Source organism: Streptomyces sp. NPDC006450 (assembly GCF_040612195.1).
Taxonomy (GTDB): domain Bacteria; phylum Actinomycetota; class Actinomycetes; order Streptomycetales; family Streptomycetaceae; genus Streptomyces.
The window spans coordinates 1-20,241 of record NZ_JBEXPT010000117.1; the positions used below are offsets into that span (position 1 = coordinate 1).

The 20,241-nt window shown below is 69.3% G+C and carries 16 protein-coding genes and 1 pseudogene; 8 read left to right on the forward strand and 9 right to left on the reverse strand.

Going from position 1 to position 20,241, the window contains the following annotated elements:
• Positions 1–32 precede the first annotated feature (32 nt).
• From ABZY57_RS26575 to ABZY57_RS26605, 7 genes are all read right to left on the reverse strand, one after another.
• Positions 33–1,517, reverse strand: coding sequence for a non-reducing end alpha-L-arabinofuranosidase family hydrolase (locus ABZY57_RS26575; protein WP_356516032.1), 1,485 nt, complete (start codon positions 1,515–1,517; stop codon positions 33–35).
• A 379-nt stretch (positions 1,518–1,896) separates the two neighbouring features.
• Complete coding sequence (locus ABZY57_RS26580; RefSeq protein ID WP_356516034.1) at positions 1,897–2,322, reverse strand: Gfo/Idh/MocA family oxidoreductase; 426 nt, start codon at positions 2,320–2,322, stop codon at positions 1,897–1,899.
• Positions 2,319–3,353 (reverse strand): endo-1,4-beta-xylanase, encoded by a 1,035-nt coding sequence (locus ABZY57_RS26585; protein WP_356516060.1) that lies wholly within the window; start codon positions 3,351–3,353, stop codon positions 2,319–2,321. Before ABZY57_RS26585 ends, ABZY57_RS26580 begins: the two co-directional genes overlap by 4 nt.
• 35 nt (positions 3,354–3,388) lie before the next feature.
• Positions 3,389–3,973, reverse strand: coding sequence for a hypothetical protein (locus ABZY57_RS26590; RefSeq protein ID WP_356516036.1), 585 nt, complete (start codon positions 3,971–3,973; stop codon positions 3,389–3,391).
• Positions 3,974–4,009: 36 nt separating this feature from the next.
• A complete protein-coding gene (locus ABZY57_RS26595; protein ID WP_356516038.1) occupies positions 4,010–4,840 on the reverse strand; it encodes a carbohydrate ABC transporter permease in 831 nt (276 codons plus the stop codon).
• Entirely contained in the window at positions 4,837–5,742 is a 906-nt protein-coding gene (locus ABZY57_RS26600) for a sugar ABC transporter permease (protein ID WP_356516062.1), read from the reverse strand. The genes ABZY57_RS26595 and ABZY57_RS26600 overlap by 4 nt, the downstream gene beginning before the upstream one ends.
• Positions 5,743–5,818: 76 nt before the next feature.
• Positions 5,819–7,111: an extracellular solute-binding protein gene (locus ABZY57_RS26605; RefSeq protein ID WP_356516040.1), complete on the reverse strand. Its 1,293-nt coding sequence runs from the start codon at positions 7,109–7,111 to the stop codon at positions 5,819–5,821.
• A 229-nt stretch (positions 7,112–7,340) separates the two neighbouring features.
• Between ABZY57_RS26605 and ABZY57_RS26610 the strand changes: the two genes are divergently transcribed.
• The 3 genes from ABZY57_RS26610 to ABZY57_RS26620 all read left to right on the forward strand — a co-directional run bounded on the left by ABZY57_RS26610 (position 7,341) and on the right by ABZY57_RS26620 (position 12,219).
• The gene (locus ABZY57_RS26610) at positions 7,341–8,354 is read left to right on the forward strand and encodes a LacI family DNA-binding transcriptional regulator (protein WP_356516042.1); all 1,014 of its coding nucleotides are present in this window, start codon (positions 7,341–7,343) and stop codon (positions 8,352–8,354) included.
• Between the two features lie 170 nt (positions 8,355–8,524).
• The gene (locus tag ABZY57_RS26615) at positions 8,525–10,744 is read left to right on the forward strand and encodes a glycoside hydrolase family 3 N-terminal domain-containing protein (RefSeq protein WP_356516044.1); all 2,220 of its coding nucleotides are present in this window, start codon (positions 8,525–8,527) and stop codon (positions 10,742–10,744) included.
• On the forward strand, positions 10,741–12,219 hold the full coding sequence (locus ABZY57_RS26620) for a glycoside hydrolase family 43 protein (protein WP_356516046.1): 1,479 nt from the start codon (positions 10,741–10,743) through the stop codon (positions 12,217–12,219). Before ABZY57_RS26615 ends, ABZY57_RS26620 begins: the two co-directional genes overlap by 4 nt.
• A gap of 126 nt (positions 12,220–12,345) precedes the next feature.
• Here the strand turns inward: ABZY57_RS26620 and ABZY57_RS26625 are convergent, their stop codons facing one another.
• Positions 12,346–13,371, reverse strand: a complete 1,026-nt coding sequence (locus ABZY57_RS26625; RefSeq protein WP_356516048.1) for a LacI family DNA-binding transcriptional regulator — start codon at positions 13,369–13,371, stop codon at positions 12,346–12,348.
• A 284-nt stretch (positions 13,372–13,655) separates the two neighbouring features.
• Here ABZY57_RS26625 and ABZY57_RS26630 point away from each other — a divergent pair, with 284 nt between their 5' ends.
• The 5 genes and pseudogenes from ABZY57_RS26630 to ABZY57_RS26650 form a co-directional block, all read left to right on the forward strand.
• On the forward strand, positions 13,656–14,627 hold the full coding sequence (locus ABZY57_RS26630) for a glycoside hydrolase family 6 protein (RefSeq protein WP_356516050.1): 972 nt from the start codon (positions 13,656–13,658) through the stop codon (positions 14,625–14,627).
• Between the two features lie 45 nt (positions 14,628–14,672).
• On the forward strand, positions 14,673–14,942 hold the full coding sequence (locus ABZY57_RS26635; protein ID WP_356516052.1) for a hypothetical protein: 270 nt from the start codon (positions 14,673–14,675) through the stop codon (positions 14,940–14,942).
• Positions 14,943–14,988: 46 nt separating this feature from the next.
• Positions 14,989–15,207 (forward strand): hypothetical protein, encoded by a 219-nt coding sequence (locus tag ABZY57_RS26640; RefSeq protein WP_356516054.1) that lies wholly within the window; start codon positions 14,989–14,991, stop codon positions 15,205–15,207.
• Positions 15,208–15,651: 444 nt separating this feature from the next.
• Entirely contained in the window at positions 15,652–17,094 is a 1,443-nt protein-coding gene (locus tag ABZY57_RS26645) for an endo-1,4-beta-xylanase (RefSeq protein ID WP_356516056.1), read from the forward strand.
• Between the two features lie 147 nt (positions 17,095–17,241).
• A pseudogene (locus ABZY57_RS26650) lies at positions 17,242–17,438 on the forward strand (glycosyl hydrolase); the annotation flags it as partial.
• 84 nt (positions 17,439–17,522) lie between these two features.
• Here ABZY57_RS26650 and ABZY57_RS26655 read toward each other — a convergent pair.
• The gene (locus ABZY57_RS26655; RefSeq protein ID WP_356516058.1) at positions 17,523–19,994 is read right to left on the reverse strand and encodes a glycoside hydrolase family 9 protein; all 2,472 of its coding nucleotides are present in this window, start codon (positions 19,992–19,994) and stop codon (positions 17,523–17,525) included.
• Between the last annotated feature and the right edge of the window lie 247 nt (positions 19,995–20,241).

Below are 20,241 nucleotides of genomic sequence, written 5' to 3' on the forward strand. Positions count from 1 at the left end.
GCCGGCTCCGGAGCCGGACCCGTGTCAGACCGTTAGCGCTGCAGTGTCAGCAGTCCCGGGCGGTAGGGCCATTGGCCGTAGTCACCGCCGGAGTTGGGGTCTCGTCCCTGGTAGAGGAACTGCAGGTTGCAGGGATCGACGGTGAAGGTCTGATCGGCCGTGGTGCGGATCAGCTCGCCGTGGCTGATGTCATTCGTCCATGTGGCGCCGCTGTTCGCCTTGCCGGCGAAGGGGTTGCTCTCGGTCGCGGCCTGGGGTGTCCATGAGCCGCCCAGGCTGGTGGCCACGAACGAGCGGAAGTAGCGGCCCTGCGAGCCGATCGCCTCGACGATCATGAGGTAGCGGTCCTGGCCCTGGAGTTTGTACACCTGCGGGGCTTCGAAGAGGTTGTTCGTCGTGTCGCTCATGATGGTTGTGTACGTCGAGCCGAAACTGCCCGGGAAGTTCCCGATCGGCATGCTGGCCCGGTAGATCTTGCCGTTGTCACCGGCGAAGAAGAGGTACATGTTCGTGCTGTCACCGATGATCGTCTGGTCGATGGGCCCTGTTCCGGAGCCGGTGATGCTTCCGGAGAAGAGCACCTGCTGTGACGACCAGCCGTTGGGGTTGGCGGGGTCGCTCGACGTCCGGTAGGAGAAGGCGCTCCCACCTCCCCACTGGTAGGTGAGCACCCAGATGTTCTTCGGCGCGAAGTAGAAGAGAGTGGGCGCGACGACGGAGTTCGACATCGTGTTCTGGTTGGCCGACGCCATCTCCGACCAGTTGCCGAACAAGCCGAAGTTCATCGAACCCCAGCCCGCTCCCGTTCCCGCGGCGCCGTGCGTCGTCGCATAGACGAGATGCTTGCCGTTGTGGGGGGCGACGGTGAAGTCCTTGAGCGACGCCCACCCGGACTTGGGCTGCGCCAGCGCGCCCGTCGAGGTCCAGCGGTAGGCCGACGGAAGTGCGCACGCGCCGGGGTTGCCGGCACCGACCTTGACGAGCTGCCACTGCTGGTTGGTGCCGCCCCAGTCGTCGTACTGGACGACGTTCGCGTTGTCGGCGGTGGAGCCGCCCTGCACTTCGAGGGCCTTGTTGCTGTGGCGCGCGATGAACCTCACGTAGCCGTCCGAGCTGTCGGCCGGCCGCCACTGCTGGTTGGTGCCGTTCACATCGGCCCACTGGACGATCGAGGCCCCGTTCGCCGTGTCCCCGTTCTGGACATCCAGCACCTTGCCGGAGTGGCGGGACTTGATGCGGTAGTGACCGCCGCCGGAGTCGACGAACTGCCACTGCTGCTGGTTCTGATCGTTCCTGGTCCACTGGGTGATGCGGGCGCCGTCGTTGGTCGCCAGGTTGTGGACGTCCAGTGCCTTGCCGCTGTTGCGGTTGACCAGCACGTACGAGGCGTTGGTGTCGATGATCGGCGCCGCGCCGGCGGGCTGGACTCCGAGGAAGGTGGCCAGGAGCAGCAAGGGCGCGAGGACGGCGAGCAGGCGCCGTCTCAGGTGGACCGGGGACGGTTGGCGAAACCACATCAGAAGGGCTCCTTTGGGGGGTGTGCGTGAGGTGACCCCGGCGAACCGCGGAGCGGCCGCTTGGGGGGATAGGGGACGGGATAGGTGTGAAGGCGGCCGCACATGCCGAAGCGTTGTTGCTCCGGGCGCTCCAGGCGTGACACTGCGCCGTGGCCGAGGTGGGAGAGGTCTCCGGCTCTCAGCCGTTCCAGCTGACGGCCCGTCGTGACGGCAGCGGCCATGGGGCCGTCACGCCAGCGGGCCCACCAGGCGTCCATGAGCTCGCTCTTCAGGCGGTGGGCCGCGATGTGGAACTGCGGCAGCCCGCCTTCGCACAAGGCCAGGAAACCCTCGACTACCAGGTCACGGCGGCGGCGCGCCGCCGCGGAATGGTCGCCGGTCAGGGCGGCCGCCTTCCGGTAGGCGTGGGGAGGTACCGGGTCCCCGAGCCGTACATGTGCTGGAACACCGCGCCCGCGACGGCGGGGCCCTCGGCGTCGCGGATCCGGTCGAGCTCGGCCAGCGACAGGGCCACCGGCTTCTCGCACCAGACCCACGCGCCCGAATCCAGGCAGGCCACGGCCTGGTCGGCGTGCAGGAACGGAGGCGTGCACAGGTGCACGAGGTCCGGCTTCTGCTCCCGGAGCATCGTGTGGAGATCGGTGTAGACCGCGGGGATGCCGTGTTCGGCCGCGAAGGCCTCGGCGCGCGCGGCGTCCACGTCGACGGCGGCCACGATCACGGCCCGGTGCTCCTGTGCCCGCAGGGCGGTAACGTGGCAGATGCCCGCGATCCCGCCCGTTCCGACGATCGCCGTTCTGATCATCCGCCCAGCACCTTCCTGATCGAGTGATAGGCGGGCTTGGGCAGCAGGTTCTCGTCGTAGGGCAGCGCCGCGCCCTCGCCGGGGAAGACGGCGGGGATCCACGAGTACTTGTCCGTGTAGTCCCAGAGGGTGATGCCGACGCACTTCTCGACCGCCAGGCAGGCCTTGACGTAGTCGGCGTACCAGGTGGCCTGGGTGGCGAGCATCGAAGGCGTCGCGGGGAGGGCCATCCGGATGTCGAGCTCGGTGATGGCCACCTCGACCCCGAGGTCGGCGAAGCGCTGCATGTTCTGCCGGACGTCGGCGGGGAAGCCGTACTGGAGCGCCAGATGGCCCTGGATGCCGAAGCCCTCCACCGGGACGCCGTCGGCCTTCAACTGCTTGATCAGGGCGTAATAGGCGTCGCTCTTGGGGCCGATCCCGTCGACGTTGTAGTCGTTGAGGTACAGCTTGGCGTGCCGGTCGGCCTCGTGGGCCCAGCGCAGGGCGTCGGCGATGTAGCCGGGGCCGAGCGTCTTGTAGAAGAGCGATTCGCGGTAGGTGCCGTCCTCGTTGAAGGCTTCGTTGACGACATCCCAGTGGATCACCTGGCCCTTGAAGTGCCGGACTTCCGTCTGGATGTGGTTCTTGAGGATGGCGCGCAGCTCGTCGGCGCTCCAGATGCCCTCGGTGAGCCAGGCGGGGAGTTGGTTGTGCCAGATGAGGGTGTGGCCGCGGACCTTCTGACGGTGGGCCTTGGCGAACGCGACGAGCTCGTCGGCGTCGGTGAAGTCGAAGACGCCGCGCTCGGGCTCGGTGGCGTACCACTTCATGGCGTTGCCGGGGGTGGTCTGCCCGAATTCGCTGCCGAGGAGCTTCAGATAGGCGGCGTCGGTGAACTCGGGGTTGTCGGTGGCGGAGCCGAAGTACTTGTGGTGCTTCCCGGCCAGTTCGCCGAGCGTCCTGGGACGGGGCTCGGCGGCTGCGGGCGCGGCGGCGAGACCGGCCGCCAGGCAGACGGCGGCTGACAGAGCGGTGGGAATCCGGGGCATGGACATGACGGACTACTCCTCCAGCTATGGGCGGTTCAGTCGAGGACGATCGTGGTCAGCGCGCGTGGGGCGAGCGTCGCCCTGAGGGTCGTGCCGTGCGTGGAGACGATGTCGGCCGGGGTGATCGAGCGGGTCTCGTCGGTGACGTAGCGGTCGTGGCCGCCGCGGAGAGAGAGATCGGCGGAGCTCTCGGTGGTCGCGGTGTTGAGGATCTCGATCACGCGGCTGCCGTCCGCGGAAGGCCGTGATCTGCAGTGCCGGGCCGGCGTTCGTGACCGGCACGCGGACGGCGCCGGGGCGGATGGACCGGCTGAAGGCGGCCAGCGCCCAGTGCGTTCGTTGGTAAACCCCAGGTCGGTGATCCCGATGCCCAGGCGCAGGATCGAAAGGCCCGCGCCCTCTTCCCTGCTGAGCAGCAGGTCGAGCACCTCACGCTGCTTGGCCGGGCTGAGGCCGCGTGCGCCGTGCAGCAGGTCGGCCTGCTGGAAGGCCATCGAGAAGCCGAATCGGTCTATGGGCTGGAGCTCGGCGCGGAAGTCGATGCCGGTGCGCGCGGGGGCGGCCACGGCTTGCATTGTTAGCGCTAACAATATTGCGGTCAGTGCGGTCAGGCGTTTCACGACGTCTCCTCCGGGGTGGAGGTCATGCGGGACGGGTCAGCCCTTGGTGGCGCCCGCCGTGAGTCCGCCGATCAACTGCCGTTCGGCGACGGCGTAGAAGGCGAGGGCGGGGACCATCGCGAGCACGATGTAGGCGAGGACGAGCGCGTAGTCGGTCGAGTACTGGCCCTGGAACTGCTGGACGCCGACCGGGATCGTCTGCCATTGGGGGTCGTTGAACACCAGCAGCGGCAGGAAGAAGTTGTTCCAGCTCGCGACGATCGCGAGCACCGAGACCGTGCCGAGCGCCGGGCGCGCCATCGGCAGCAGGATCTTCCAGAAGAAGCGGAACTTGCCGCAGCCGTCCATGACGGCCGCCTCCTCGACCTCTGCCGGGATGGTCCGGAAGAAGCCGCGCAGAATGATGATCGTCACCGGAAGCCCGAAGGCCGCCTGCGGGAGGATCACTCCGAGCGGGTTGTCGAGCAGGTCGAAGTTGCGCAGCAGCAGGAACAGCGGCAGGACGGCCACCGCGAACGGGAACATCAGCCCGATCGTGAACAGCGTGTAGAACAGCTCCCTGCCCCGGAAGGCGTAGCGGGCCAGTACGAACGCCGCCATCGCCGCGACCGTCACCGTGCAGCATGCGGTGCCGATCGCGATGCCCGCGCTGTTGGCGATCTGCCGCCAGAACATTCCGTCGCTGAGGATGCCGGTGTAATTGGCGGTCTTCCAGTGCTCCGGCAGCCCGAACGGGTTGGTCGTCAGCTCGCCGGTGCTCTTGAACCCGGAGATCACCGCGTACACCAGCGGCACGACGACGAACGCGCCGATCAGCCAGACCACGGCGTGCAGCGACAGGCCGCGTGCCGTTCTGCGGGCGTTCATCGGCCACCTCCCGACGTGACGGCTCCGCTCAGGTCACGGCGCAGTACGTAGCGCTGGTAGAAGAGGGAGAAGACCAGGCTGATCATGAACAGCGCCACGCTGATCGCACTGGCGTAGCCGACCTGGTAGCGCTTGAACCCGAACTGGAACATCGAGATCGCCATCGTCTCGGAGGAGTGGTTGGGCCCGCCCGCGGTCATGACCCAGACGAGGTCGAAGAGCTGGATGGCACCGATGACCGAAAGGAAGACGCTGATCCGGATCGTCGGGCCGAGCAACGGCAGCGTCACGTGCCGGAAGCGCTGCCAGGCGCCGGCGCCGTCGATGGAGGCGGCCTCGAGGATCTCGCCCGGGATGCTTTGCAGCCCGGCGAGGAAGAGCATCATGTGGAACCCGAAGTACTTCCAGGTCATGACCACGAACAGGGTCGGCATGACCGTCGAGGGGTCGGCGAGCCATTTGCCCTGCAACCCCTCCATGCCGAGGACGCCCGCGAATTGGTCGGCCATGCCGGCACCGGGAAGGAAGACCATCGTGAAGAGGACCGCCGTGACCACTTCGGACAGGATGTACGGCGCGAAGAACAGCATCCGGTAGACGGCCCTGCCGCGCAGCCTCTGGTTGAGCAGGACGGCGGTGAACAGTGCGAACGGCAACTGCACCGTGACCGACAGCGTGATCAGGTACAGCCCGCGCTCCAGATCGCCGAGGAAGACCTGATCGCCGAAGAGGTCGGTGTAGTTCTCGAAGCCGACGAACTCGTCCAGGGGGCCGACCCCGCCCCACTTGAAGAAGCCGGTGTAGACGGCAACCGCGATGGGGGCGAGGACGAAGACGAGGAAGAGGACCAGAGCCGGGACGAGGAACCAGGCGACCGACGCCCAGCTCGCCAGACCGCGCAGGAGCGACCGTGCCGGGGCGGGCGGACCCACCGGCCCGGCGTCCTGCGTCCGCTCCTTGGTCAGGGTGGACACGGAGCTAGGCACCCTTCGCAGCCTCGGATATCGACTTGGTGACCTGCTCGGGCGTCTTCTTGCCCGCGATGAGGTCGGCGACGCTGTCGTTGACCTCCTGGCCGACCGCCGGCGGGTAGGCCTGGTCGAGGAAGAGCTGGAAGCCCGTCGCCTTGACCAGGCTGTCGGCCACCACCTTCCTGTTGGGGTCGGTGAGCTGGCTCTCCGCGCCCTTGACCACGGGCAGGTAGCCGTTGGAGGCCAGCAGCTTGGACTCGTTCTCCAGAACGAAGAACTTCAGGAAGTCCAGCCCCTCCTTCGGCGCGCCCTTGCGCAGCGCGAAACCACCGCCACCGCCGAACACGTCGGTGGCTTGGCCGACCCCGCCGTCGACCGTCGGGAAGGGGAAGAAGCCCAGGTCCGCTCCGAGGTCGGCGCCCGCGTCCTTCTGCACCGAGGGCCCCCACTGTCCCATCAGCTCCATGGCGGCCTCGCCGTTGCCCATGGTCGCGGCCTGGCCGCCGGGGGTGGCGTATCCGGCGCCGAGGAAGGCCGTCTGGAACGGCTGGAGGTCGACCAGCTCCTTGAGGTGGGTGCCTGCCTGGACGAAGCCCGCGCCGGTGAAGTCCTTGGTGGCCGCGGCCTGCTGCAGCGCGGGGAGGCCTACGACGCGCATCGCGAGGTAGGCCCAGTAGTAGTGGCCGGGCCATTTCTCCTTGCCCGCGAGGGCGATCGGAGTGACGCCCGCCGCCTTGAGCTTCTTGACGTCTTCCAGGAGCTCGGCCCAGGTGGCCGGCGGAGCGGTGATCCCGGCCTTGGCGAAGAGCTTCTTGTTGTACCAGAAGCCGACCATGCCGACGTCGTAGGGCACCCCGTAGGTCCGGCCCTCGAACTGATAGGCCTGCAGCGAGACCGGGGTGAGCTCGGACGACCAGCCGAACACGTCGGTGAGGTCCTCGACCAGCCCCGCGTCGACCTGCTGCTGCAGCACGCCGCCGCCCCAGGTCTGGAAGACGTCGGGGAGCTTGCCCGATGAGGTGGTGGCGGTCAGCTTGGACTTGAACGCCTCGTTCTCCAACGAGGTCGTCTTGATCGTGATGTTCGGGTGGGCGGCCGTGAACGCCGAGGAGATCTGCGGGAAGAGGGACTTCCCCGGTTCCGTCGTGGCGATGTTCCACCACGCGAAGGTCACCTTGCCGCCGGCCGTCGGCCTCGAGCCGGAGTCCCCGCCGCCACAGGCCGCGGTCAGCGAGACGGACAGAGCGGTCAGGCCCGAGAGCGCCAGGAAGCTTCGTCGGCTCGGGGGTGTGCTGGCCATGGGACCTCCGGGGTCGGGAATGCGGTTCGATTTCGAAACTGTTTCGCAAAATCCTCGATTCGGTGCTGCCACAAACTAGGAACGCGCGGCCCCCCGGTCAAGCCTTCTTACTGATTTTCCTGCTGTGGCAGCGCACTTGGAGCTTGACAACCTGGTCGCACCGACTGGAAACTCTTCGAAAGTTTGCGATACCTGTCGTCAGCCAAGGCGTTCACGCAGAGGAGAGAAGTTGAGCGAGCAGCGTCCGACCCTGGCTCTCATCGCCGCGGAGGCAGGGGTCTCCCAGGCCACCGTGTCGAAAGTGGTCAACGGCCGCTCCGATGTGGCACCTTCGACACGCGAACGGATCGAGGGCCTGCTGCGCTCCCACAACTACCTCCACCCCGGTGGGCAGGCCAGGGCCCGCAGGTCAGGCCTGGTCGACCTGATCATCGGCGGTCTGGACAGCGCCTGGGCGGTGGAGATACTGCGCGGCGTCGAGGCCGAGTGCGCCCAGCGGAGCGTCGGCACCGTCGTGTCGCTCGTCCCGCCGGGCGAAGCCACGCCGTCGAGCTGGGCCGCGCTGCCGGTCCTGCACCACAGCGACGGCGTCATCCTCGTCACCGCCTCGGTCACCCAAGCCCAGCGTGCCCAGGTCGAACAGGCCGGGGTGGCGCTGGTGGTCATCGACCCGATCGACCTGCCGGGCAACGGGGTGCCGAGCATCGGTGCGACCAACTGGGCGGGCGGCCTCGCCGCCACGGAGCACCTGCTGGAGCTGGGACACCGCCGGATCGCCGCGATCGGCGGGCGCAAGGAGATGCTCTGCAGTCAGGCCCGCATCGACGGGTACCGCGCCGCGCTGGAGCGGGCCGGGATCGAGGTCGACCGCGACCTGATCCGGTTCGGCGACTTCCAGCACGAGGGCGGGTTCCGGCGCGCCCGGGAACTGCTCGCCCTCCCCGAGCCGCCGACCGCCATCTTCGCCGGTAGCGACCAGCAGGCGATGGGCGTCTACGAAGCCGCCCGGCAGGACGGGCTGAGCATCCCCCAGGACCTCAGCGTGGTCGGCTTCGACGACCTGCCGATGTGCGAATGGCTTTCACCGCCGCTGACGACGGTGCGCCAGCCCCTGGAGGAGATGGGCCGGCTCGCCGCCCGCACACTTTTCCAGCTCCTGGACGGACAGCCCCTGGTCAGCCCCCGGATGGAGCTCTCGACCGAGCTCAAGGTCCGGCTCTCCACCGCCCCGCCCCGTCTCTAGTGCTGTGACCGGCAAGGTTCACCGTGTCACGGCGACCGGCACGGCACCTCGCCGCGTTGTCGCACCGCCCGAGTACGTCCCGTACACGCGGCGGCCCTCCGCCGTGCGATGCACCGCACCGAACAGCGCAACCCGGCATACCTTCCCGGCCACAGCTCTAGGAGAACTCCGTGACCGAGCCCTGGCGTGACCCCCTCATACCCGCATCCGCACGAGTCGCCGATCTGCTGAACCGGATGACGCTGGAAGAGAAGGCGGGTCAGCTCACCGGTTTCTGGGCGCTGCCATCGAATCCGGGCACACCGGTCGCGCCCATGGAGGACGATTCCGGCGAGTCCGCGCCCGGCCTCGACGACATCGTCGCCCACGGGCTCGGCCAGCTCACCCGGGTGTACGGCACCGCTCCGATCACCGCGGAGGCCGGAATGGAGCGGCTGGCCTCGCTTCAGCGGCAGGTGACCGGATCCGGCCGGTTCGGGATCCCGGCGGTCGCTCACGAGGAGTGCCTGACCGGGTTCATGACGTTCGGGGCGACGGTCTTCCCCGGGCCGCTGGCCTGGGGCGCCTCCTTCGATCCCGGGCTCGTGCGCCGGATGGCCGCCGCCATCGGCGCGGGGATGCGACAGGTCGGCGTCCACCAAGGGCTGGCTCCGGTGCTCGACGTGGTCCGCGACTACCGGTGGGGCAGGACCGAGGAGTGCATCGCCGAGGACCCCTACCTCGTCGGAGCCATCGGCACCGCCTACGTGCAGGGCTTGGAGGGTGCCGGGATCGTGGCGACGCTCAAGCACTTCGCCGGGTACTCGGCCTCGCGCGGCGGCCGGAACATGGCCCCCGTCTCCTCGGGGCCGCGCGAGTTCGCCGACGTACTGGTCGAGCCTTTCGTACGGGCACTGCGCGAGGGGGGCGCCCGGTCGGTGATGAACAGTTACACCGACGTGGACGGCGTCCCGGTGGCCGCCGACGCACGGCTGCTGACCGAACTGCTGAGGGGGGAGCTCGGTTTCAGTGGTGTGGTCGTCGCCGACTACTACGCCGTCTCCTTCCTGGAGACCCGGCACGGCGTCACCGGATCGCGGGGCGCGGCCGGTGCGCTGGCGTTGACCGCCGGAATCGACGTCGAGCTGCCCACGGCCCGCTGCTACGGCGAGCCGCTGACCGAACTCGTCCGGTCGGGAGCCGTACCCGAGGAGCTCATCGACCGGGCCGCGGAACGGGTCCTGCTACAGAAGGTCGAACTCGGCCTGCTCGACCCCGACTGGGAACCCGTCAAGGCCGCGCCGGTGGACCTCGACCCGCCGGAGAACCGGCTACTGGCCAGGATCCTGGCCGAACAGTCCACCGTGCTGCTCGCCAACGACGGCATCCTGCCGCTGCGGCCGTGCCGCGTGGCGGTCAGCGGGCCGTACGCCGACGACCCCCAGTCCTTCCTCGGCTGCTACTCCTTCCCCAACCACGTCGCGCTGCCCGGCGACCTCGGGCTGGAGATCCCGACGCTCGGCGAGGCGCTCACCGCTGCCGGGTTCACGGTCACCGCGGACGATCCGGACGTGAACGTACTGGTGCTCGGGGACCGGGCCGGCATGTTCGGCCGGGGCACCTCCGGAGAGGGCTGCGACGCCGAGACCCTCGACCTGCCCGGCGACCAGGCCGCACTCGCCTCCACCGTTCTGGACTCCGGGGTGCCGACCGTCGTGGTCCTCGTTTCCGGACGGCCCTACGCGCTCGGCACGCTGGCCGAGCGCGCATCGGCCCTGGTGCAGGCCTTCTTCCCCGGCGAGGAGGGCGGGACGGCGCTGGCCCGGATCATCAGCGGGGCCGCGGAACCGTCCGGGCGGCTGCCCGTCTCCATCCCCCGCCAGGTCGGCGGCCAGCCCGGAACCTACCTGCACGCGAGGCTCGGCGGGCACACCGACTGGAGTTCGGTGGACCCGACCCCGCTGTTCCCCTTCGGACACGGGCTGAGCTGGACCAGCTTCAGCTGCTCGGATCTGTCGGTGGATCCCGTTGCCGCGACGGACGGGGCCGTCTCCGTTTCGGTCACCGTACGCAACGTCGGCGAGGTGGCGGGGACCGAGGTGGTCCAGCTGTACCTCTCGGATCCCGTGGCGTCCGTCGTCCGGCCGCAGCGGTGGCTCGCCGGATTCGCCAGGGTCGAGCTGCGGCCGGGCGCGGCCGCCCGGATCACCTTCTCCGTCCATGCCGACAGGACCTCGTTCACCGGGCTCGACCTGCGCAGGAGAGTGGAGCCCGGTGAGATCGGCGTGGCCGTCGGGCGGTCCAGCGGCGATCTGCCGCTCCAGGGCTCCTTCACTCTGGAGGGCCCCGTACGTCACCCGGCGACCGACCGGGTGCTGTCCGTGCCGGTCGAGAGCGTCCCGGTTCCATGAGCAGGTTCTTCGGTGATCCCGTGCTGCCCGGGTTCCGGCCCGACCCGTCCGTCTGCCGGGTAGGAGCGGACTACTACCTGGTGACGTCCAGCTTCGAATGGTTCCCGGGCCTTCCCGTGTTCCACAGCCGCGATCTCGTGAACTGGCGGCGCATCGGCTCCGCGCTCGACCGGGCGTCTCAGCTCGACCTCGACGGGTGCGAGCCCTCACGGGGTCTGTTCGCACCGACGATCCGGCACCATGACGGCGTCTTCCATCTCGTCTGCACGCTGATGGACGGCCCCGGCCATTTCGTCGTCACGGCGACCGACCCGGCGGGGCCGTGGTCACAGCCGCACTGGCTGGACGGCGAGGGCTTCGACCCGTCGCTCTTCTTCGACGACGGTCCGGACGACGGCGACGGCGACGGCGACGGCGATGGCCGGGCATGGTTCACCGCCGCCCGCGTGCTGGACGAGGAGGGCGGCCGCACCGAGATCTGGATGCGCGAATACCTTCCCCGCGAACGACGGCTTACGGGACCGGAGCACGTCCTGTGGTCGGGAAGCCACCCCGGCGCCAGATGGTCGGAAGCCCCGCACCTCTACAAGATCGACGGCAGCTATCTTCTGCTCACCGCCGAGGGCGGCACCGATGTGGACCACAGCGTGGTGGCCGCCCGCGCCGACCGCGTGACCGGCCCCTACAAGGGCGCCCGCGGCAACCCGGTGCTACCGCCCGCCAAGGGTCCGGTCACCTGCACCGGGCACGCCGACCTCGTCCGAACCCCGTACGGCGACTGGCGGGCCGTCCTCCTGGGCGTCCGCCCGGGCTCCGCCCTCGGCCGCGAGACCTTCCTCAGCCGGATCACCTGGGACGAGGGCTGGCCGGTCTTCTCCCCCGTCGACCACACCGACCCTCGCCGCCCCCTCCACGACGGCTTCGCCACCCTCTCCGCCGACTGGAGCACCCTGCGCACCCCGCCCACCCCGTTCTGGACCACCGGCGACGGACTCCGCCTCCAGCTCCGCCCCGAACGCCTCGGCGAGCGCACCGTCCCGTCCCTCCTGGCCCGCCCTCAGGAACAGCCCGACTGCGACGTCTCCACCGAACTGCATTTCACCCCCGCCGCACCGGACGAACAGGCAGGCCTCGCCGTTGTCCTCGACGACGACGCACATCTCCTCTTCCTCCGCACCACGGAAGGCCTCAGCCTCCGCCACGGACCCGAGGTCCTGGCAAGCGTTCCCGTCCCCCCTGGCCCCGTTCGTCTGGGGGTCCGCATCCGCGGATTCGGCCACACCTTCGCCCACGCGCATGCGAACGGTGTCTGGGAGGATCTGGCCACCGTCGAAGCCACCTTCCTCACCCCGCTGTTCACCAGCGTCCAGCTCGGCCTCTACGCCACCTCCAACGGCCGCCCCTCCACCAGCCAAGCCCACTTCACGTGGTTCGACATCACCTACCCGGGCCGGCAGGAACCGCCTGGACACTAGCGGACAGCAGCCTCGCGCAGCCGATGCCGAGAACTACCTCCTCAGCCTCTGACCCGGATCCGCTGCCCCAGGGCCCTGGGGCCCCTGTACGGGGTCCTGCGTGACCCTGCCGGAAGCTCCCACCGATCAGGCCGACGCAGGCAGATCGGGGGCGGACTCGCGCACGGTCAGGCGGGTCGGGAGGATCAGCGGGCTGGGGCGGTGTCCTTCGATGACACCGACCAGCATCCTGGCCATCTCCTGCCCCAGTGCCCGCACGGGCTGATGGACCGTGGTCAGCCGCGGGCTGGTGTGCCGGGCGCTCGCCAGGTCGTTGAAGCCGATCACCGCGACATCCTCGGGGACCCTGAGCCCCCGTTCCCGCAAGGTGCGCAGAGCGCCGATGGCCATCGCGTCGGAGGCAGCGAACACCGCGTCGGGATCGGGGTGCGCCCGGAGCAGTCGCTCCATCGCCTCGGCTCCGCCGTCTTCGGTGAACTGCCCGGGCTCGACCCCGAGCAGCCTCAGGCCGGACAAGGTCAGACCGTCGGTGAACCCCTGCTCACGCGCGACGGAGGCCCTGGTGTCCACCTGGCCGGTGATCATGACGGGCCGTCGGCGGCCCGTGCGCGCGAAGTGCTCGGCGGCCAGGCGGGCACCGCCGCGGTTGTCGGCGTCCACGTACCACCTGGGCTCGCCGATGAGCGGGAGTCCGCCGAAGACGACGGGGAGATCGACCTCCTCGCCCAGGCGTCCCAGCGGATCGTCGCCCCGCAGCGCCATCAGCATGACGCCGTCGGCCCGGCGGGAGCGCAGCAACCGCTCGAACCTCTCCCGGCCGCGCGGGGTGTTGGCCAGCAGCAGGATCAGCTCCAACTCGGTCTGCTCCAGCGCCGTGCTGACGCCGACGACGACCTCCGCGAAGAACGGGTCCGCGAACAGCCCCGGCTCGTCACTGGAGACCGCCAGAACCACCGCTCCGACCCTGCGGCTCGCCAGGGCCTGCGCGGACGGATTGGGCACGAAATCCAGCTCGCGCACCGCCCGTTGGACCGCCTCCCGCTTGGCGCGGCTGACATGCGGGGCGTTGTTGATCACCCGGGAGGCCGCCGTGCGCGACACGCCGGCTCGTGCGGCCACCTCGTCGAGAGTCGGCATGCGCTTCGGCTCCATGGAAGAACTGCTCCTCGGGCTCACACGGGCGGCGAACAGCGGCCATGATTCCATGCAGCACCCCGACTTCGGACCTGCACGCGGATGTCGCCCTTGGTCTCGATTTGGTAGCGCTTCCAACCCAACACGCCTCTGCCCAGCAGCAGTTCTACGTTCAACCACTTGACATACCCTGGCGACGGCCCCAATTATCCCTACAGCGCGGTCCGACCCCATCCTGCAAGCGGTCCGACCCATCCCACAATTGGAAGCGCTTCCACTTCCCCACCTACGGAGGAAGAACCATGCGCAAGTCCGTCCGAGCTGCGTCCGCCCTCCTGGCCGGCGCTCTCACCGCCGGTCTAGCCCTGATCAACGCCGGTCCGGCGTACGCCGCCGACCCGACCACCATGACCAGCGGCTTCTACGCCGATCCCGACAACTCCGCCCTACGGTGGGCCAATGCGAATCCCGGCGACGGGCGGGCGGCGGCGATCCGGACCTCCATCGCCAGTACCCCGGCAGCCCGCTGGTTCGGCAACTGGAGCGGCGACATCGCCGCGGCGACCGGTGCCTACGCCGGCCGCGCGGACTCCTACGACAAGCTGCCGATCCTGGTCGCGTACAACATCCCCGATCGGGACATCTGCGCCGGTCATTCCGGCGGCGGCGCCGGGAGCCGCGCCGCGTACGATGCCTGGATCTCCGCCTTCGCCAGTGGCATCGGCAGCCGCCCGGCCGTCGTCGTCCTCGAACCCGACGCACTCGGCCACGAGAGCTGCATGACGGCCGGCCAGATCGCCGAACGCAACGCCATACTGAGGAACGCGATCGCCCAGTTCAAGGCCAAGGCACCCCATACCTGGGTCTACCTCGACGCCGGGAACCCCGGCTGGATCAGCGCCTCGACCATGGCGCAGCAGCTCGCCGCCGCCGGCGTCAGCGGGGCGCGCGGCTTCGTGCTGAACGCCTCCAACTACTTCACCACAGACCAGAACACCTCCTACGGCAACGCGGTCAGTTCCGCCCTGGGCTCCTACGGCTACACCAAGCCGTTCGTCGTCGACACCAGCCGCAACGGCAACGGTTCCAACGGCCAGTGGTGCAACCCCGCCGGCCGCCGGATCGGTACTCCCAGCCGGCGCGGCGGCGGCGCCGAGATGCTGCTGTGGATCAAGATCCCCGGCGAGTCCGACGGCAACTGCGGCGTCGGGGCCGGCTCCTCGGCCGGGCAGTTCCTGCCGGAGGTCGCCTACAAGATGATCTACGGCTACTGACCCACCTCCCCTCACCGAAGGCCGAGTCCCTACCGAAGGAACCCCGTGCGCATCCCCCTGCACCGATTGGTCCTGGCAGCGAGCGCACTCACGCTGCTCCTCGGCGCCGTCGCCCCGGCCGCCGCCGAGGCGAGCTCCGCGCCCGACTCCCACACGCTTCCCACGAACACCCGCTTCTACGTCATGGCGAAGCTGGCCAGTTGGCCCGAGGCTGCCTGGTTCACGGATGGCACCCCGGAGCAGGTCGAATCCCGCGCACGCGACCTGGTGCGCCGCGCCGAGCGAACCCGGACGGTACCCGTCCTGGTGGCCTAGAACAGTCGGACGCCGAGTACCAGGCTTGGATCAGCGCCTTCGCCCGATGTCGCCCACGCCGCGCCAATGGCTGTTGCCGGCGTCCAGGTCCGTCGGACTGGACGACGGTCTTGATCCACAGGTAGGCGTCGACGTTCCGGGCGGCACCGAGGACCCGGAGTACGGCATCGTCGATCCTGCGGCCGGCGTGTGGTGGCCGGAGCAGGCCAAGTCCCTCGTCCGCAACGCCGACCCCGCACTGGAGTTCAATACGGTCCTGCGCTGACCGAGGCGGCTCCCCTCCGACTGCGGTCCCGGCAGCGACCCCACCGGCGCGATCACCACCGGCCGCTTCGCCGACCTCAACCACGCGACCTCGGGGGACGCCACGCGATCATCTGCTTTTACCTGAGCCTTTCAGCGACAGCCCATCTCCGGCGATCCTCATCGAAATACTTTCGATGAGGATCACTCATTGAATAGCCACTATTGGGCTACATCGAGAATCAAATTCTCGAAATGCTTTCGAAACTCTTGACATGTTTCGGCAAGGTTTCCAGACTGAGGCCCGAGGCGGTGTCACCCGCCTGTGTCCGAGTGCCGGGTGCCGGCCTCGGTTCTTCACGCCCTGATGGCGAGCGTCCTTTGTCAGTGGATGCGGGCGTCGTTCACGCGGATTCACTCCGCCGCACTCCAATCCTTCCGTGGTTTCTGTCCTGGAGGCTCTTTCATGGGCTCACATGCCATTCCCCCAAGCACCGTCCGCCGGAAGATCGGCGGTCTTCGTACGGCCCTGGTCCTCGGCATCATCGGTTCGGCCGCCGCGCTGGTGGCTCCGCTGACCTCACACGCCGCCGAAGGCACGCTCGGTGGTGCGGCGGCGCAGAGCGGCCGCTACTTCGGCACCGCCATCGCCTCGGGCAGGCTGGGCGACTCGGCGTACACGACGATCGCCGGCCGCGAGTTCAACTCGGTGACCCCCGAGAACGAGATGAAGATCGACGCCACCGAACCCCAGCAGGGCCAGTTCAACTTCGCCGCCGGTGACCGCGTCTACAACTGGGCGGTGCAGAACGGCAAGCAGGTACGCGGCCACACCCTGGCCTGGCACTCCCAGCAGCCCGGCTGGATGCAGAACCTCAGCGGCGGCACGCTGCGCCAGGCGATGACCAGCCACATCAACGGCGTGATGGCCCACTACAAGGGCAAGATCGTCCAGTGGGACGTCGTGAACGAGGCCTTCGTCGACGGCAGCTCGGGGGCCCGGCGCGACTCCAACCTGCAGCGCACCGGCAACGACTGGATCGAGGTCGCCTTCCGCACCGCGCGCGCCGCCGACCCGGCCGCCAAGCTCTGCTACAACGACTACAACGTCGAGAACTGGACCTGGGCCAAGACCCAGGCCATGTACGCCATGGTCCGAGACTTCAAGCAGCGCGGCGTGCCGATCGACTGCGTCGGCTTCCAGTCCCACTTCAACAACGACAGCCCCTACAACAGCAACTTCCGCACCACCCTGCAGAGCTTCGCCGCCCTCGGCGTCGATGTGGCCGTCACCGAACTCGACATCCAGGGTGCCTCGGCCACGACCTACGCCAACGTGACCAACGACTGCCTGGCCGTCCCGCGCTGCCTCGGCATCACCGTCTGGGGTGTGCGCGACACCGACTCCTGGCGATCGGAGCAGTCGCCGCTGCTGTTCGACGGCAACGGCAGCAAGAAGCCCGCCTACACCTCCGTGCTCAACGCACTCAACGCCGGCTCCTCCACCCCCACTCCGACCCCTTCGCCCGGTTCCGGACAGATCAAGGGCGTCGGGTCAGGCCGCTGCCTGGACGTGCCCGGTGCCAGCACCACCGACGGCTCCGGGCTCAACCTGTGGGACTGCAACAACCGCACCAACCAGCAGTGGTCGTACACCGCCGGAGGCGAGCTCAGGGTCTACGGCAACAAGTGCCTGGACGCCGCCGGCACCGGCACCGGCACCAAAGTCCAGATCTACAGCTGCTGGGGCGGCGACAACCAGAAATGGCGCCTCAACTCCGACGGATCCATCGTCGGAGTCCAGTCCGGCCTCTGCCTTGACGCAACCGGCAATGGCACCGGCAACGGCACCCTGATCCAGCTCTATTCCTGCTCGAACGGCAGCAACCAGCGCTGGATCCGCACCTGATGGCCTGCCACGGCGAAAGGGTGTGAACCGATGAAGAACCACGGTGCGGCCTCCCCCGCCCCTCCACCGAGACATCGCTGGTGGCCCCGGCTCGCGGCCGTGGTGGCGGCGACGCTCACGATCGGCATGCTCTTCGCGGTGAAGCCGACGCCCGCCGAGGCGGCGACGGGCAGCCGGACGCACCTCACCACCACCTACTCGGGCTGCCGTGCCGGGTACCCGGTCCGATGGGCCGCGTTCGACGGAGGCCACGTGCCCGGTCCCGTCGACGGCTCTCCCAACGAGAGCGGCGTCACGACCTGGACCAAGCGGGAGATCTGAGGTTCTTCGCACAGTTCCAGTGACACACGCGCACCATGGAGTGGAGCCAGGATGATCCTGGCTCCACTCCGTCGTCCAGCGCCTGGCGGGCGGGGCGTGACGACCGTTCAGGAGCAGAGTGCACCGTTGAGCGTGTAGCGCGTCGGGATCGGGTTGCTACCCGAGTACGTCGCCTGGAATCCGAAACTCACGCTGCCGCCGGGCGCCAGCGTGCCGTTCCACCCGGCGTCCCGGGCGGTGACCGTGCTGCCCGACTGGCTCACCGTGGCGTTCCAGGCGTTGCTGATCCGCTGATCACCCGCGAAGCTCCAGCCGAGGGTCCACCCGGAGATCGCCGAGGTTCCGGTGTTCCTCATGGTCACCGTCGCCGTGAAGCCGTTGCCCCAGCCGTTGTCGACGCGGTACGCCACCGTGCAGGAGGCCGCCGACGCGTCGTCGTCCGCCTCCGTCGCCGTGAACGTCGCCGACTGCACGCCAGGACCACCGACGGTGAAGGTCGCGCTGCCCGGCGACGCGTCGGCGTCCTGGGCGGCCGAGACCGAAACCTGCTGCGCTGTCGCCCAGTTGGCCGGGGTGAACACCAGGGTCGTGGCCGCCGACAGGTCCTGGTCGCCGGAGTTCCGGGCCACCGTCACCGTGACGCTCTGTGCGGGCGCGGCCGAGAGCCGCACGCCCACCGGCGCCGAACCGCCCTCGGGGACCGTCACGGCCGCCGGTGCCACCTGGACCCCGGGCACCGCCGGGACGCTGCGCCGCTCAGCCGCGAAAGCCGTCAGCCAGGCCAGTGAGGCGTTCCAGTTGATGGCCACCTCGTTGGTGGAGTACGAGCCGATGTCGTCCACGTAGCACGCCGCCGGTGCGCAGCCCACGAGCTTCTCCTTGGCCACCGGATCCTCCAGCCCCGCGTTCGGCCCGCCCGCGAAGGAGCCGGCCGGCGGGTGCGGCAGCGAGGCGTCGTTCTGGTGGGCCCAGAACCGGTGGTGCTGGTTCGCGGAGTAGCGATCGCCGTAGCCCGTGACGTAGGAAACGTCGAGCGCGTTGCGGCCGAGCAAATAGTCCAGGGACTCCAACGCCCCGTCCCGATAGCGCTGTTGACCGGTGATCTCGTGCGCGACGGCCAGCACCATCGCGTTGTTGGTGACGGAGCTGTTGGAGCCCCACACGTACCCGGTGGCGGGGAGCGGCACCGCGTAGCCCTGTCCGGCCATGGTGGCCAGGTGGCCATCGGCGGCCGTGGTCAGCAGGCCGCGCAGCCGGGCCACGTCGTCCGCGGGCAGGGCCACGCCGGGAACGGTGGCGAGGGTGATCCGGCCGGGCGTCGCGGTGCCGCCCCACCAGAACCCGTCGACGGGCTTGGTGTGGTGCACAGAGGAGGTGACGGCGTCCCGGTACTGTGACTCGCCGGTGGTGGCCAGGAGTTCCGCCGCCGCCCAGTAGAACTCGTCGGAGACGTCTGCGTCCTCGTACGCACCGCCGCCGGCGTTGTCGGTCGCGGGAGCAAGTACGTTCGGGTTGGCCTTGGCAGCCGTCCAGGCGCGGCGGGCCGCGTCCAGGCAGCGCGCGGCGAACGCGGCGTCGTACGGCGCGTACACCCGGGCACACTGCGCGCCCGAGGCCGCCAGGTTCAGCGTCGCGGCGGTCGACTGCTTGTGCAGCTCGCGTTGCTCGGAATCGAGTTCGGGCCGGGTCGGCAGGGCGGTCCACTTGACGTCGTGCATCTTGTGGAAGGCCATCCCGGCCAACGGCTTCCCGGCCGGAGCCTGCATCCTCAGCAGGAACTCAAGCTCCCAGCGGGCCTCGTCCAGCACGTCCGGCGTCCCGTTGCCACGCTCCGGTACCCTCAGCGTCGAGTCGCCGAGCGCCGCGTCGCCGCCCGAACGGCGGGCCCGCTCGTAGGAGTTCACCATTTCCCAGACGGAGAGACCCCCGTTGACCACGTACTTGCCCTGATCGCCCGCGTCGTACCACCCGCCGCGCACGTCCAGTTGGTAGTCGCACACCCCGGCCTGGCAGGGGACGCTGATGTCGCCCTTGTTCGGGGCAACGCCCAGGTGTCCGGCGGGGCGGGCGTAGTCGCTGCCGCCCGCCAGGGCCGCGTCGATCGCGATGCCGCTGCGCTGTTGGTAGAAGAACGACATGCTGTCGGCGCGCAGTCCGTCGTACAGCGATGCGGAGATGTCGAAGGGGTGACTGGTCTGGCCGTCGACGACCAGGGTGAAGCCAGTGCCGGTGCCGGTGTACGCGCCGAAGTCCACCAGGTGGGTGGACTGGCCGGACGCCTGGTCGGCGCCGCGCACCACGGTGGCCCCCGAGGCGGCCACCGTGCCGGAGGCGTCGCGCAGCTGCCAGGCGAGCGGGGCGGTCCCGGAGCTGACCACGGTGGCCCGCTTGGGGCCGTCGGGCAGATAGCCGAGCTGGTTGACCCGTACAGGTGTGCCGGCAGCGGCTGCCACGGTGGCGGCAGCCGCGACCGGAGCGGTCAGGGCGGTCGTGGACAGGCCGCCGACGGCCAGCGCGAGGCCGGCGAGCGCAGCGGCCGCGCGGCGTGGCACGCCGCGGGCGGAGGTGACAGGAGGCACGGTGAAGCCTTCCTCGGGGGGGTGGGGGCTCGGAGTGGGAGCGCTCCCAATCAAGCCAGGCGCCTGACCGAGACGTCAAGCCACCTGCCTGAAACGGCAGTTGACCTTCCTCCATCCGAGAACAGGCCGACTACCACCACAGCTCCGGCGCACGTTGAACCGGTGGCGCGAAATCGACGAACAGGGGCGGCGCCGGCCAGGCGGCCGGCCGGCTCCCGGGCGAGGTCGCGCGCCGGCGCAGGGTCGA

Excerpts from the sequence above, each read along its gene's own strand:
- ABZY57_RS26645 (WP_356516056.1), top strand. The coding sequence starts at position 15,652 with ATGGGCTCACATGCCATTCCCCCAAGCACCGTCCGCCGGAAGATCGGC.
- ABZY57_RS26625 (WP_356516048.1), bottom strand. The coding sequence starts at position 13,371 with ATGGAGCCGAAGCGCATGCCGACTCTCGACGAGGTGGCCGCACGAGCC.
- ABZY57_RS26575 (WP_356516032.1), bottom strand. The coding sequence starts at position 1,517 with ATGTGGTTTCGCCAACCGTCCCCGGTCCACCTGAGACGGCGCCTGCTC.
- ABZY57_RS26605 (WP_356516040.1), bottom strand. The coding sequence starts at position 7,111 with ATGGCCAGCACACCCCCGAGCCGACGAAGCTTCCTGGCGCTCTCGGGC.
- ABZY57_RS26630 (WP_356516050.1), top strand. The coding sequence starts at position 13,656 with ATGCGCAAGTCCGTCCGAGCTGCGTCCGCCCTCCTGGCCGGCGCTCTC.
- ABZY57_RS26620 (WP_356516046.1), top strand. The coding sequence starts at position 10,741 with ATGAGCAGGTTCTTCGGTGATCCCGTGCTGCCCGGGTTCCGGCCCGAC.
- ABZY57_RS26580 (WP_356516034.1), bottom strand. The coding sequence starts at position 2,322 with ATGATCAGAACGGCGATCGTCGGAACGGGCGGGATCGCGGGCATCTGC.
- ABZY57_RS26640 (WP_356516054.1), top strand. The coding sequence starts at position 14,989 with ATGTCGCCCACGCCGCGCCAATGGCTGTTGCCGGCGTCCAGGTCCGTC.
- ABZY57_RS26595 (WP_356516038.1), bottom strand. The coding sequence starts at position 4,840 with ATGAACGCCCGCAGAACGGCACGCGGCCTGTCGCTGCACGCCGTGGTC.
- ABZY57_RS26585 (WP_356516060.1), bottom strand. The coding sequence starts at position 3,353 with ATGCCCCGGATTCCCACCGCTCTGTCAGCCGCCGTCTGCCTGGCGGCC.